Source organism: Campylobacter sp. CNRCH_2007_0968H (assembly GCF_025773245.1).
GTDB lineage: Bacteria > Campylobacterota > Campylobacteria > Campylobacterales > Campylobacteraceae > Campylobacter_D > Campylobacter_D lari_D.
Map to the genome: position 1 here is coordinate 58,510 of NZ_JAKMTQ010000004.1, position 14,458 is coordinate 72,967.

14 protein-coding genes and 1 pseudogene are annotated in these 14,458 nt (G+C 30.2%); 4 read left to right on the top strand and 11 right to left on the bottom strand.

Translation table 11 applies throughout. The features are described 5' to 3' along the window. Genes L8Y18_RS03290 through L8Y18_RS03305 form a run of 4 tightly spaced genes read right to left on the bottom strand, consistent with a single transcriptional unit; the run spans window position 1 to window position 3,051 of the window. Window positions 1-699: a methyltransferase domain-containing protein gene (locus tag L8Y18_RS03290; protein WP_263676229.1), complete on the bottom strand. Its 699-nt coding sequence runs from the start codon at window positions 697-699 to the stop codon at window positions 1-3. Next, the gene (locus L8Y18_RS03295; RefSeq protein WP_263676231.1) at window positions 684-1,310 is read right to left on the bottom strand and encodes a pimeloyl-ACP methyl esterase BioG family protein; all 627 of its coding nucleotides are present in this window, start codon (window positions 1,308-1,310) and stop codon (window positions 684-686) included. The genes L8Y18_RS03290 and L8Y18_RS03295 overlap by 16 nt, the downstream gene beginning before the upstream one ends. Further along, complete coding sequence (locus L8Y18_RS03300; protein ID WP_263676232.1) at window positions 1,307-2,431, bottom strand: aminotransferase class I/II-fold pyridoxal phosphate-dependent enzyme; 1,125 nt, start codon at window positions 2,429-2,431, stop codon at window positions 1,307-1,309. Before L8Y18_RS03300 ends, L8Y18_RS03295 begins: the two co-directional genes overlap by 4 nt. Beyond that, window positions 2,431-3,051: a tetratricopeptide repeat protein gene (locus tag L8Y18_RS03305; protein ID WP_263676233.1), complete on the bottom strand. Its 621-nt coding sequence runs from the start codon at window positions 3,049-3,051 to the stop codon at window positions 2,431-2,433. The genes L8Y18_RS03300 and L8Y18_RS03305 overlap by 1 nt, the downstream gene beginning before the upstream one ends. Before the next feature lie 128 nt (window positions 3,052-3,179). On the opposite strand from L8Y18_RS03305, the gene L8Y18_RS03310 reads away from it, so the two are divergent. The 3 genes from L8Y18_RS03310 to L8Y18_RS03320 are packed head-to-tail and all read left to right on the top strand — an operon-like array spanning window position 3,180 to window position 6,260. After that, the gene (locus tag L8Y18_RS03310) at window positions 3,180-4,448 is read left to right on the top strand and encodes an adenosylmethionine--8-amino-7-oxononanoate transaminase (RefSeq protein ID WP_263676234.1); all 1,269 of its coding nucleotides are present in this window, start codon (window positions 3,180-3,182) and stop codon (window positions 4,446-4,448) included. 38 nt (window positions 4,449-4,486) lie between these two features. Next, window positions 4,487-5,101 (top strand): restriction endonuclease, encoded by a 615-nt coding sequence (locus L8Y18_RS03315; protein WP_263664572.1) that lies wholly within the window; start codon window positions 4,487-4,489, stop codon window positions 5,099-5,101. Next, a complete protein-coding gene (locus L8Y18_RS03320) occupies window positions 5,088-6,260 on the top strand; it encodes a class I SAM-dependent methyltransferase (protein WP_263664571.1) in 1,173 nt (390 codons plus the stop codon). The genes L8Y18_RS03315 and L8Y18_RS03320 overlap by 14 nt, the downstream gene beginning before the upstream one ends. Here L8Y18_RS03320 and bioD read toward each other — a convergent pair. The 5 genes and pseudogenes from bioD to L8Y18_RS08730 form a co-directional block, all read right to left on the bottom strand. After that, a complete protein-coding gene (gene bioD / locus L8Y18_RS03325; RefSeq protein WP_263664570.1) occupies window positions 6,235-6,804 on the bottom strand; it encodes a dethiobiotin synthase in 570 nt (189 codons plus the stop codon). The two genes, L8Y18_RS03320 and bioD, sit on opposite strands and share 26 nt — an antisense overlap. 7 nt (window positions 6,805-6,811) lie before the next feature. Then, window positions 6,812-7,126: a DMT family transporter gene (locus L8Y18_RS03330; RefSeq protein ID WP_087699706.1), complete on the bottom strand. Its 315-nt coding sequence runs from the start codon at window positions 7,124-7,126 to the stop codon at window positions 6,812-6,814. Beyond that, a complete protein-coding gene (locus L8Y18_RS03335) occupies window positions 7,126-7,473 on the bottom strand; it encodes a DMT family transporter (RefSeq protein WP_263676235.1) in 348 nt (115 codons plus the stop codon). The genes L8Y18_RS03330 and L8Y18_RS03335 overlap by 1 nt, the downstream gene beginning before the upstream one ends. Window positions 7,474-7,535: 62 nt before the next feature. Further along, the gene (locus L8Y18_RS08725; RefSeq protein WP_404842198.1) at window positions 7,536-8,729 is read right to left on the bottom strand and encodes a methyl-accepting chemotaxis protein; all 1,194 of its coding nucleotides are present in this window, start codon (window positions 8,727-8,729) and stop codon (window positions 7,536-7,538) included. 21 nt (window positions 8,730-8,750) lie between these two features. After that, window positions 8,751-9,527 (bottom strand): annotated as a pseudogene (locus L8Y18_RS08730) (cache domain-containing protein); the annotation flags it as partial. Window positions 9,528-9,716: 189 nt separating this feature from the next. Here L8Y18_RS08730 and L8Y18_RS03350 point away from each other — a divergent pair. Continuing rightward, the gene (locus tag L8Y18_RS03350; protein WP_263659513.1) at window positions 9,717-10,751 is read left to right on the top strand and encodes an isoaspartyl peptidase/L-asparaginase family protein; all 1,035 of its coding nucleotides are present in this window, start codon (window positions 9,717-9,719) and stop codon (window positions 10,749-10,751) included. Here the strand turns inward: L8Y18_RS03350 and L8Y18_RS03355 are convergent. Further along, window positions 10,748-11,170 carry a Sua5 YciO YrdC YwlC family protein gene (locus L8Y18_RS03355; RefSeq protein WP_133319514.1) on the bottom strand — a complete coding sequence of 141 codons (423 nt, stop codon included), beginning with the start codon at window positions 11,168-11,170 and terminating at the stop codon, window positions 10,748-10,750. The genes L8Y18_RS03350 and L8Y18_RS03355 overlap by 4 nt on opposite strands. Next, window positions 11,167-14,430, bottom strand: coding sequence for a carbamoyl-phosphate synthase large subunit (gene carB, locus L8Y18_RS03360; protein ID WP_263661499.1), 3,264 nt, complete (start codon window positions 14,428-14,430; stop codon window positions 11,167-11,169). The genes L8Y18_RS03355 and carB overlap by 4 nt, the downstream gene beginning before the upstream one ends. Window positions 14,431-14,458 lie beyond the last annotated feature (28 nt).

Sequence of the window (14,458 nt, forward strand, 5' to 3'; positions counted from 1 at the left end):
TTATAGTTTTCTAACTAGAAAAAATAAAGGATGATAAGTCAAGGTATTTTGAAATTCTTTTTCATAGTTTTTTAAAAATACCTTGCCTATGAAAAATTTTTCACTCAAAGCATTTACTCCGCTTAATTTCAAATGCCTAAAAAGCTCCAAAGTATGATCAAATTTTAACTCTTTTAATTCTTCTTTTGCTTTTATGATCTTAAAATTTTTAGAAAGTTTTTGCCTAATTTGCTCTAAAGTTAAATATTCAAGTGATAAATTAGTGCTTTGTTTTATTTGAGTGAAATTTTTTTCTCCAAAAGTAGAAAAAAGCAAAATCCCATTTTTATTTAGCATGCTTGCAAAATTTTCTAAAAGCTCATCTATCTTTAGCCACTGCATACAAGCATTTGAAGCTATAAGATCAAATTTTTTCGTATAAAAATGATGATTTTTAAGTTCATTCATATCAAAAACGCCAAATTCATCAAACTTGCAAGGATTTTCAAAAGGATAAATATCATTTAAAAAATAATACTTAAATTTAATACACTCTTGCAAAGCCTTACTAAAAACCCCTACTCCACAGCCAAACTCAAATACCGCTTTAAAATCGCTCAAATCATTCTCACTAAGCATTTTACAAAGCTCTTTAACCATGTCTTTTTGCACTGGTGTATTTGCGCTATAAGTATCTTTTGCTCTTATGAAAGTTTGCAAAGCTCTTCCCAAGTGTGGTATTTAAAAAATGCAAAATGTGGCTCATCGATAAACACTGCCTTTTCTTTAAAAAAATTTAAAACATGTTTTGGTGGAAAGATCTTATCATCTTTACTGATTATGGCTTTATCCCAAGTGAAATTTTCATTTAAGTTTTTAGTGCAAAACTCATATAAACTTAAAAGTTCTTCTTTTAAATACTCATTTTTTTCAAAGTAAAATTCATCGCTCAAACTCATTCTTTTTTCAAGCAAATTTGCTTTAAAATCCTCTAAAGCAAATCTTTTTATCGTAAGTTTAAAAATGGCTTTTTTAATCCCAAATTCATCATTTATAGGTAAATTTGTGCCATTTATGGCTATTTTTTTATCAAATTTTATATCTTTTAAAATTTTACTCGCCACGCAAACTCCCATAGAAAAGCCAACAAGAGTGATTTTTTCAAATTTATTAAAATCAATTTCCCAATCAAAACTCGTATAATCATACGCCATTAAAACATTTACATCACTTTTTAAATGCGTAAAATGGCTAAAATGCGAGCAAAATCCTGAAAAAAATAAAATCAACTCAGATGAATTTGCATTTTCATGTAAAAAATGAGTTTTCAAAGTACCTCCAAAACCTTTTCTAAGTCTTTTTTCACTAAACCAGCATGCAAAGAAAAGCGAATTCTAGCTGTATTTTTAGCTACGGTTGGCTCTTTAATAGCAGGTGCAAAAATACCATTTTCTAAAAGCTTTTGTGAAATTTCACTAGCTAGTGCATTTTGCCCTAAAATAAAAGATATCACATAAGCCTCACCTAAAACTGTACCTTTACTTGCTAAAGCATTTTTAAACCAAGTGCTTAACTCTAAAAGCTCTTTTCTTTGAGTATTAAATTCATGCAAATGCTTAAAAACATGCAAAGTCCAAGCTACATTGATAGGCGCAATGGCAGTTGAGTATATAAAGGCCCTTGCTTTGTTGATAAAAAAATCTTTTTCATTACTTATCATGCAAGCTCCCATGGAAGCTATGGCCTTACCAAAGGTAAAAACTAAAAAATCCACTTCTTTTTCTAAGCCTAAAAATTTCACATAACCCAAACCATCATCATTAAAACACCCTATGCTATGAGCTTCATCGATGTAAATTTTGATATTTTTAAATTCTTTTTTTAAATTTATGAATTCTTTTATAGGTGCAAAATCTCCATCCATACTAAATAGTGCTTCACTTATGATGATAATATTTTCAAATTCTTTATAATGCTTTTGCACTAAGCTTTGCAAATGCTTTATATCATTGTGCTTAAATCTTATAAATTTAGCCCCGCTAAGCCTTAAACCATCGATGATACTTGCATGTACTTGTTTATCTGCTAAAAACAAAGTATTTTTAATGCTTGCTAAAGCTTGCAAACAGCTAACATTTAAGGCATAGCCGTTGTTAAAATGCAAGATTTTTCTGCCTAATTTAGCTTCTAAAAAGCTTTCAAATTCATCAAAAATCGCATAATTTCCACTCAAGCTTCTTGAGCTTGAACTAGAAAATTCAAATTCTTTTAAATGTGTTAAAAAATCTTGCTTCAATGCTTTTTCATTACTTAAATTTAAATAATCATTGCTTGCTAAATTCAGCAATTTTTGCTCATTATAAATAACATATTTTCCCTCATGTTTTAATGAGCGTAGAATTCTAAAATTATCTTGTTGTTTTAACGCATCTAAAATTTGTGCAATTTGCATTATTGTTTAAGCCTTGCGTAAGCTTGACAACCTAAATCATTTTTTAAATCACAAGCCTTGCCAAAATATTCTAAAGCTTTAGAAAGATCCTTTCTAATACCTTTGCCATTTTCATACATAATAGCAAGATTAAAGCAACCCAAGTTATCATTTAAATCACAAGCCTTTTGAAAAAAACTAATTGCTTTAAAATTATCTTTTTTTACACCATATCTATTTGCATACATAACACCAGTAGCACTACAACCAAAACCATTGTTTAAATCACAAGCCTTTTGAAAAAAACTAATTGCTTTAAAATTATCTTTTTTTACACCATATCCATTTGCATACATATACCCAAGGTGAGAGCAACCTACATTATCATTCAATTTGCAAGCTTTTTGATAAAATTCTACTGCTTTGAAATTATCTTTTTCAACACCTTTTCCATCTTCATACATGACACCAAGATTAGAGCAACTGATTCCACTATTCAAATCACAAGCTTGTTTGTAATACTTCATAGCATTTATATAATCACCACTCTCATAGACTTTAATTCCTTTTTCGAGTATATCCTCTTGCGAATATGCAAAATTTAAAAATAAAATCGCTAAGATAATCAAAACTTTTTTCATACTTTACCTCTAAATTTAAGATAAAAGCTAATTATATAAATATTTTCTAAATAATCCTTTTTCATTTTAAAGCATAAATTTGAGTAAAAATTGTAGTATCATTAGTAATAAAAATCAAAGAAGTAAAAATGAATTTAAAAGAACTAGACTTAAAACACATTTGGCACCCTTGCACGCAAATGAGCGATCATGAGTTTTTACCTTTAATACCTATAAAAAAGGCTAAGGGAGTGTATTTGTATGATTTTGATGAAAAATCATACATAGACTGCATTAGCTCTTGGTGGGTAAATATCTTTGGTCATTGTAATGAATACATCAATGAAAAAATCAAAGATCAACTTCAAAATTTAGAGCATGTCTTGCTTGCAGGCTTTTCACATGAGCCTATCATAAAGCTTTCGCAAAGACTTTGTAAGCTTTTACCTTTTGATAAATGCTTTTTTGCAGACAATGGTAGTTCAGCCATAGAAGTGGCTTTAAAAATGAGTTTTCAATACCACCTAAACAATGGCTCTAAAAAGGATAAATTTTTATCGCTTAGCAATTCTTACCATGGAGAAACCTTAGGTGCATTAAGCGTTGGTGATGTAGCGCTTTATAAAAAAACCTATGAACCTTTACTTTTAAAAAGCATCACAACACCTGTGCCAACAAGCAAGAACTATACAAAAGAACTTGAAATTTTAGAAAGTATTTTAAAAAATTATCATCATGAAATTTGTTCTTTTATACTCGAGCCTTTACTTCAATGTGCGGGCAATATGCATATGTACGAGCTTGGGTATTTAGATGAGGCAGTTAAACTTGCTAAAGATTATGGTGTGCAAGTGATATTTGATGAAATAGCCACAGGTTTTGGACGCACAGGGGAGATGTTTGCGTTTGATTATTGCTCACAAAGTATTGATTATATATGTCTTTCTAAAGCTATCACGGGTGGGTATTTACCACTTTCAGTGGTGCTTACTAAAGATGAAATTTATGAGAAATTTTATGATAGCTATGAGAGCCAAAAGGCCTTTTTACACTCTCACTCTTACACGGGTAATGCCCTAGCTTGTGCAGCGGCTAATGCGACTTTGGATATTTTTGAAAAAGAAAATATCATCGCAAAAAATAAAATCAAAAGTGCTTTTATAAAAACTCAATGGGAGAGTTTAAAAGAATTTGACTTTTTAGGAAATTTTAGAAATTTAGGTATGGTAAGTGCATTTGATATACAAAAAAGCAAATATCAAAGAGCAGGACTTGAAGTCTTTCAAAGAGCCTTAAAAAAAGGCTTGCTTTTAAGACCACTTGGAAATACAATTTATTTCATGCCACCATATGTTATAAATGAAGATGAGATTGCTTATATGGTAAAATCTTTAAAAGAAATTTTTAAAGATTTTTAATTTAAAATAAATATCAAATAATCTAAATAAGGAATAAAATGTTTCCAAGTAAGCTTATTGAAATTCAAAATTTTTTATTAGAAAATAGAGCACAACTAAAAGAATACTCAAGAGATGGAAGAATAAATTCTGCTTTAAATGAAGATGATATAATAAATATCATAAATAATGATTTTAAAATTAATTTACCAAATGCTAGGGCTTGGTTTGATTTTAGTTTGGAAGAAAACGGGGAATTTTATCCTGTAAATATAAAAGTCACAACAACGCATACTACGGATAATTTAAATTGTAAACTAGGTATATATTATGCATTGACAGGAAATATTCCGATTTTTAATAATATAAACTGGGAACAATATTTTTATAACTTAAAAAAGAATTTAAAAGAAAATTGCAAAGATTATTATTTTTTAATTATAAATAAAGATAATACTCAAGATATATTTGTAGCTTCACTTAAAAGTCTTAATAAAATTTCACCTAATGGAAATAATTTACCTTTTCAAGCAAAATGGGATGAAAATAGATGTCCTATATCAAGAGATTTTAAAGAAGCCAAAGATTTTATAATGAAATGTTTTGCTAATTCTTTAAAACTTAGAGCTGATGCGTATTTTCATTTTAAGAAATATTTTAATGAATATGCTTAATATAAAAGAACTAGGGCAAGTTTTTACGCCACAATATGTAGTAAGTGACATGATGAGCTTAATTAAAAACAATGGTAGGTTTTTAGAGCCAAGTTGTGGAAATGGAGCATTTTTTAGAAATTTACCTGCTAATAAAATAGGTATAGAAATAGATAAAAATGTTATAAATGATCAACAAATACTAAATATAGATTTTTTTGATTATCCAATAAATGAAAAGTTTGATACTATAATAGGAAATCCTCCCTATGTAAAATATAAAGATATAAAATATAACACCAAATTTTCCCTACAAACTTATAGTCAAATATTTGATGAAAGAAGCAATTTATATCTGTTTTTCATATATAAATGCATTTTACATTTAAAAGATAATGGCGAATTGATATTTATCACACCTAGAGATTTTTTAAAAAGCACTTCTAGTATAAAATTAAATAATTTTTTATTTTCTCAAGGAAGTATAACTGATTTTATAGATTTAGGTGATAAAAAAATTTTTCATAACGCCCAACCAAATTGTGCTATATGGAGATTTGAAAAAGGAAATTTTAAAAGAAGTACAAATTGTTTAAAAGAATTTAATTGCATAAATGGACAAATACTATTTACTAAGAATCATTATTTTATACCATTTTCAAAATTATTTTTTGTAAAAGTTGGAGCTGTAAGTGGTGCAGATAAAATTTTTACAAATGACAAATTTGGAAATATAGATTTCGTTTGTTCTTCAACAAATAAAACAAAAAAGACAAAAAAGATGATTTATGGAAATTATGGTAAAACATGTGAATATTTAATACAACATAAAAATATATTATTAACAAGAAAAATCAAAAAATTTAATGAAGATAATTGGTGGCAATGGGGTAGAAACTATTATAAAAGTGATTTAGAAAGAATTTATGTCAATACAAAAACAAGAAATAAAAATCCATTTTTTATAAATGATTGCAAAGCTTATGATGGTTCTATACTAGCTATTTTCCCAAAATTTAAATGTGATAAAAATCTTTTACAAAAAATATGTGATAAATTAAATAAAATTGATTGGAATGAGCTTGGCTTTGTTTGTGATGGAAGATTTTTATTTTCCCAAAGAAGTTTAGAAAATTGCTTGCTAAATGAAAGTTTTAGAGATTTTTTAAAATTGGTTTAATATTTTCGCACACTTTATCATCAAATTCTATGATAGGAATTTTAGCGTAATTGCTTATAAAATCCTTACTAAAAGTATCTTGGGTTTTTAAGATTAAAGCAAGGATTTTAATATCTCTTTGTTTTAATGCTTCTATGCTTAAAAGAGTGTGATTGATACTTCCTAGATAGTCTTTTGCGACTAAAATCGTAGGGTGCTTAAACGCACTCATATAATCAATCATTGTTTTTTCATCATCAAGGGGCGAAAAAAGCCCACCAGCTAGTTCGATAATGAGTTTTTCACTTTGTGGAATTTGTATATCAAAAGCTTTATAGTTTAAATTCTCTAAAATCCTACCTTTGTGCGGTGAAGCAGGGGTTTTTAAAAACACACCTTCTTTGAAAATCTTAGTTTTTGGGCTAAACTCAGCTACTACCTCACTATCTTTTGGCGTGCCTGCTTGGATAAGCTTAAAATAATCAAAACCCAATTCTTTACAAATTCTAGCACTTAGATAAGTTTTGCCAACATCTGTGTCTATACCGCTAATGTATATTTTCATTTTAAACCTATGAAAGTATTTTTAAACCCACGGTGCAAGCAATGATAAGAGCGATCAAAAAAAGCTTTAAAAAGCTTTTGCTTTCTTTATAAAAAAGCACCCCTATGATAACCCCGCCTGCAGTTCCAGCTCCTGTCCATATAGAATAAGCCACACTCATAGCAATACTTTGCATGCTAAGGCTTAAAAATCCAAATGAAAAAGCAAAACACACTATCAAAGCTAAAAGATAAAGCTTATTTTTAGTGCTTACAAGTTGTTTCATAATAATCACGCCAAAAATTTCAAAAGCGGTCGCTAAAAATAAAAAAAACCATTCCATTATTTAGCTTCCTTGCTAATGATTTTAAGGCCTATGATACTTAAAAGCAAAATGGCTATTAAAGTAAGCTTGGTAATAGAGCTTGGCTCATTGAAAATAAACATCTCATTAAGCACCACTCCAACCGTGCCAATACCTACAAAAACACTATAAGTAATACTTACTTCAAGTCTTTCACAAGCTTTCAAAAAACATGTAAAAGATATACAAACTCCAATGGCTGTTAAAGCATAATGCCAAATTTCAGTAGAGTATTTTAAACCACTTACCCAAAAACACTCAACCAAACCACCTAAAATTACCATAAACCAACCAAAATTAGAGCTTATTTTTGTTCTTTCAATCATAATCTACCTTTTTTAAAAGTGCAAATTATAACCAAAATTACAAAATAATAAGCTCCTTGGTATTAAATTTTCTTACTTTCCACCTCTTTTAATATATCTTGAGAAATATCCCCTACTTCTTTAGTAGTTTCATTAGTAAAATTAGCTATTTTTACATTTTCTTTTGTGACATCTTCTAGTTGAATTATCGCATCATTGATTTGTGAAATACTTTGAGTTTGTTCATGCATTGATATAGAAACATCATTAACACTTTGAACTAAAATATTTACATTAGCTTCTATCTCACCTAAACTTCTTTCTGTCTTTTCAGCCAAATGACGCACTTCATCAGCAACCACAGCAAAACCTCTGCCATGTTCACCCGCACGAGCAGCTTCTATGGCAGCATTTAATGCTAATAAATTTGTTTGTTCTGCTATGTCCTTGATCACATTTACTACTTCTTTAATATTTTCAGCTTGAGAAACAACCTCTGTAGTTTTACCTCCAACATTTTGCATAGAAATGTTTATTTGCTCTACTGCTTTTATGGATTTTTCCAAAGAATTTGATTGAGAATAAGTTCCATCAACAAGTTTTTGCATAAATTCTTCTAGTTTTTCACATTGTATAGTTAGTTTATGTGCAAATTTAGAAGAAGAAATCAACATCTTTTTGATTTCTGAACCTAAAACATTTGTTGTTATTTCTACACTTCCTTTTGCATTTTCAACCTGTGTTGAAAAATCTAAAGCCTTATAACTTTCAAGCACTCTATCAAGCTCGTTGATGTTTGATCCTATTTTCTCTTCTAAAATATCAAGCAATTCATTTAATACATTTTTTAACTCTATTAGTTGAGGATTTATAGGATCATTATCAATTCTAACAGATAAATCTCCAAGCTCTATCTCTTTCAACTTTTGAACACTTTCAAACACAGCCTTCTTGTCTTGCTTTAAATTCTTTTGGATATTTTTTATACCATTATTGATTTCTTTACCAATAATAGCAAATTCATCATTTCCTTTGATATTTAAATCTATATCTTTCATATCGCCTTTGTAGTTTAAACTTTCAAAAAAATCTTCTAAAGCTTCTTTAATAAATATAATTTTCTTAAGAAAATGCTCTATCATACCACCCAAAATAACGATAATAACAAGGACAAAAATCACACCAAATATAACTTGGGTAATTAAAAGTCCGTTTAAAACCTCATCATAATCACTCAAAGCATTAGAAGAACACAAAGTTAAAGAATTTTCTCCCATAATACACACAGCTAAGCGTTCTTGACCTTTAAGTTTATACAAAATCAAATCAGTAGTTTCATTTGGAGTTACACTTGCAACATTAACAAAATTTTTTAACACTTCTTTAACTTCATTGTCTTCATAAAAATCTATATTAGCAGAAGAATGAGCTATCATTTCCTTTCTTTCATTGATTAAAAACACATTATTACTTGCAGTAGTTTTTAATCTTCCAAAAGCATTGCGTATATCATCTAGAAAAAACTCGCCTGCTAAAACTCCATAAAATTTCCCATCAATAACAATCGGAATTGACACTGACAAAGCTATTTTTTTAGTTACGACATCTAAAAAAGGTTCTGAAATGCTTACCTTATTTTTATTTTTTGCATTTTGATACCACACGCGTTCTCTAGCATCAAAACCATCTTTTTCTTGATTTAAAATAAAATGTTTTCCTTTAGAATTAATATCTACATCAATTAAGCTACCATCTTTTTCATACCCAACATAAATAGCATTAAAAGAATAAAAACCAAACATCTTTTCTAAAAAAGAACCAATATATTCCTCACTTACATTTTTATGTTCAATAATATTTGCAGCGATTTTTTTAATATTCTCTATCTTGGTATTGAAGTATAAATCTGAAAAATTTTTTCCATTTTTAACACTTTCTTGCTTTCCACTTACAATACTTTGAAGAATATCCGTTTTAGACGAATAATAATTTAGTCCAACAAAAATACCAAATCCAACAACCAAAATCAAAGCTGTGAAAAATGATATTTTCTTAGCTACAATAGTTTTAAACATTAAAATACCTCCTAATTTTGCAATAAATATAAAAACATTTTAATTAATTTCTAAAAAATTTTTCAAAAATAACACCTATAAAAATAAAAAGTAGAATTTTTGTCCTAAAAATACTCATTTATTAATTAAATTTTAGTTATATTTAATTTTTATTAAATATAATAAATAATTTTAAAAAAGGAGTAAATAATGAAATTTTTAACCTGTAGTAAAAGAATTTTATTGACATTAACTAGTTTAATATTTTTACTAAGCAATAATGTCTTTGCAAAAGATTTTGAACCTATCATCGTTATACATGGTGGAACAAGTGGCTTAGGACTTACCAAAGAAGAATTTGCCAAAAGAGAAAAGGTAATGAAAGAATCTTTAAAAGCAGGTCAAAGCATACTTGAAAAAGGAGGAAGCTCGGTTGATGCTGTTATAGCCGCTATTAAAGTAATGGAAGATAGTCCTGAATTTAATGCTGGGAAAGGTGCTGTTTTTACCTCTGATGGATTTAATGAGCTTGATGCATCTATAATGGATGGAAAAAATTTAAAAGCAGGTGCAGTTGCTATGGCTAGGACGATTAAAAATCCTATAGAAGCAGCAAGACTTGTTATGGAAAAAACACCCCATACTTTAATAGCGGGCGAGGGTGCTGATAAATTAGCCAAAAAACATGGCTTAGAAATAGTAGGACAAAAATACTTCTTTACAGAGCACAGATACAAACAACTTCAAGAAGCTAAAAAAAGCAAGGAAGTTTTATTAGATAGTGATAAGGCAAAAGCTCATCTTGGTGTAAGCACCGAGCCATATTTAGGCACAGTAGGTGCAATAGCTTTAGATAAAAACGGCAACCTAGCAGCAGGTACAAGCACAGGTGGCACTACAAATAAAATGACAGGACGCATTGGGGATTCTCCTATCATAGGAGCAGGAAATTATGCAAATAATGACTCAGTAGCAATTTCTTGCACAGGAACAGGTGACATTTACATAAGAGTAGCTGCAGCTCATGAAGTTGCGTCTTTATACAAATACAAAAAACTTTCAGTGCAAAAAGCAGCCCAAGAAACCATCAAACAAGTTGCAAAACTTGGTGGTACAGGCGGAATTATTTCAATAGATAAAAATGGAAAAGTTGGTTATGCTTGGACTAAAGATAAACTTGGAATGTATCATGGACAAGCAAAAATCGGCGAAGAGCCAAAAGTATTTTGGCCGCTTGGAAATTAACGCAGTTTAACTTTTTTAATGCCTCGAAGTTTAAAAATCTTTGAGGCCCCACTTTCAAAAAACTTTTCATCTACTATTTTATCTGCATTTTGCATAGCCCAATTTAGATCAAATTTTTTTCCATGAATGTTTGCAGAAGTAGAATAAAGCCAATCAAACTTTTTTAAAAATTCCTCATGAGTGCAATCTTTCACAACGCGTATTGCTTTAGAATTAGGATATAAAAAAGTAGTTTTTTTGGATTTTCTAATAGTATTTTTAAAATAATTTGGCACTCTTGTAAGTTTTTTAAGCTCACTAAATTTAGCCGTAGTAATTAAACAATCTTGCTTTAAGGGCCTTTTTTTTAAAGTATTAAGGGCTTTTAAGTCCTTACTTAAAAACCCTGCTGTTGTATCAGTTTGAGCAAGATAAATCATGTTTTTAAGTATTCTTGTAAGCTCTTTACTTCAAGACATGATTTATTTTGTATAGCTTTGATAGCTTTAATCCCCGCATAAGCTGCTCTTAGATTTGTAAAATATGGGATTTTAAAGCGTAAAATATTTGCTCTAATTTTTTTAGTGTCGCCTTTAAAACTATGCTCATCGCTAGTATTTATAGCAAGTTGAATTTGAGAATTTTTTAATTTATCCTCTACATTCGGGCGTCCTTCAGAAATTTTATGCACAAACTCACACTCCAAGCCCGCTTCTTGTAAAACTTTATAAGTACCACTTGTAGCAATGATTTTAAATCCTAGCTTAATATACTCATTAGCTAAATCTACTGCATATTTTTTATCTTGCTCTCTTAGTGATAAAAACACATTACCACTTTCTGGTAAGAAATTTGAAGAAGCAAGTTGGCTTTTTGCATAAGAGTTATCAAAATCTTTACTTACTCCCATAACTTCACCGGTTGAGCGCATTTCAGGTCCAAGCTCAAGATCGCTTCCGCTAAGTTTAGCAAAAGGAAATACCACTGATTTTACACTAATATGTTTTGGTTTTTTAGCTCTTAAAATTCCGTTTTTTTCCTCTACCACTTTAAAGGTGTCATAAAATTTCAAGCTTTCTCTTAAATTTCCTTGCCACATCACGCGCGTTGCAACCTTAGCTAAAGGAATTCCTGTGGCTTTGCTCACAAAAGGCACGGTTCTACTAGCTCTTGGATTTACTTCTATCATATAAAGTTTATTATCATAAATAGCAAATTGTATATTTAAAAGCCCTACTACACCTAAATTTAAAGCAATATCTTTTGTTTTTTGCTCAATCATTTCAAGCATAGCTTCATCAATATTTACAGCAGGTAAAGAGCAAGCGCTATCGCCTGAGTGAATTCCTGCTTCTTCAATATGCTCCATAATACCTGCTACATAAACTTCTTTTCCATCACTTATCGCATCTACATCAAGCTCAGTTGCATTATCTAAAAATTGATCGATTAATACCGGAGATTTATCACTCACATCTACTGCTTCTTGCATATAAAGTCTAAGCTCACTCTCATCATGCACTACACGCATTGCACGACCACCCAAAACATAACTTGGTCTAACAAGCACAGGATAACCTATCTCATTTGCTTTTATAATCGCTTCTTCTACACTTATGGCTGTGCCATTTTTAGGTTGATTTATACCTAGATCTTCAATAAATTTAGCAAATTTCTTTCTATCTTCAGCTAAATCTATTACCCTTGCACTTGTTCCTATAATCTTTGCTCCAAAAGCACTAAGGCGTTTTGCAAATTTAAGCGGGGTTTGACCACCAAAATGCACTATCACTCCATCGGGTCTTTCTCTATCAATAACCGCTCTTAAATGCTCAAAATCAATTGGCTCAAAATACAAAATATCACTCGTATCATAATCTGTTGAAACCGTTTCTGGGTTACAGTTATACATTATAGTTTTTACACCCATATCTTTTAGAGCAAAAGAAGCATGCACGCAAGCATAATCAAACTCAATGCCTTGTCCTATGCGGTTTGGTCCACCACCTATAATCATCACTTTTTTATCTTTTTTATCTTTACTTTCTTTTACTTGCGTAGCTTCATTTGTATTAATACTTGAGTATAAATACGGGGTCAGTGCTTCAAATTCTCCTGCACAAGTATCTACTTCACTATATTGAGCGATGATTTTGTGTTTAATTCTTGCATAATAAATATCATTTTGGCTTAACTCAAGATTATCTTTTTGATTAATTAAGCTAGCAATTTTTTTATCTGAAAAACCTAAGGTTTTAGCTTTTCTTAATAGTTGCTTATTACTTAAAATATCCATATCTATTTGATTTTCAAATTCCACTATTTCTTTGATTTGGTTTAAAAACCAAGGATCTATTTTGCAAAGCTCAAAAAGCTCTTGTGTGCTAAAACCTTCTCTAAAAGCTTGTGCTATATAAAGTAAGCGTTTTTCATTAGCTTGGCGAATTTTTGCTAAAAGCTCATTTTTATCACATTCTATAGTATCAAACCCACTTAAATTTCTCTCAAGTGAGCAAAGTGCTTTTTGAATGCTTTCTTTAAAAGTTCTCCCTATAGCCATAACCTCACCCACGCTTTTCATAGCAGTGCCAAGCTCTGTGCTTGCATTTGGGAATTTTTCAAAAGTAAAACGAGGAATTTTAGTTACGATATAATCAATTACCGGTTCAAATGAAGCAGGAGTTCCTGTGATATCATTTTTAATCTCATCTAAACTAAATCCAACTGCTAAAAGCGTAGCTACCTTAGCTATAGGATAGCCCGTAGCTTTACTAGCTAGGGCTGAAGATCTTGAAACCCTAGGATTCATTTCAATAACTATCATTCTACCATTAGTTGGATTGATAGCAAATTGCACATTTGATCCACCTGTATCTACTCCAATTTCTCTTAAAATAGCAAAAGAAGCATTACGCATCGCTTGGTATTCTTTATCAGTCAAAGTTAAAGCAGGAGCTATAGTAATAGAATCGCCTGTATGAACTCCCATAGGATCGACATTTTCAATAGAGCAAACGATAATACAATTGTCATTTTTATCTCTAATGACCTCCATTTCGTATTCTTTCCAACCAAGTAAGCTTTCTTCGATTAAAATTTCATGGATAGGGCTTAGCGCTAAAGCAGTATTTGCAAGTTCTGCAAACTCATCCATATTATATACCACGCCACTTCCTGCACCACCTAAGGTAAAAGAAGCTCTAATCATCAAAGGAAAGCCAATCTCATCAACAGCTTTTAAAGCCTCTTCATAATTATACGCATACATAGATTTTGGTAAATCCATGCCGATTTTTTTCATACATTCTTTAAAAACTTGTCTGTCTTCGCCTTTTTTAATCGCTTCAGGATTTGCACCTAAAAATTTTACATCTGCAAGCTCGCCACTTTCATAAACTTCCATAGCAACATTTAAAGCAACTTGGCCACCCATAGTAGGTAAAATCGCATCGATTTTTTCTTTTTTGATAATACTTAGAATACTTTCTTTGGTAATTGGTTCTATATAAGTTGCATCAGCAAATTCAGGATCTGTCATAATCGTAGCCGGATTAGAATTGATCAAAACTACTCTATAACCTAGCTCTTTTAAAGTTTTTGCCGCTTGAGTTCCTGAGTAATCAAACTCACAAGCTTGACCTATAATGATAGGCCCACTGCCTATTAATAATATATTTTTTATATCTGTTCTTTTTGGCATGTATTTTCCTAAGCTAAATTTTTAGCCA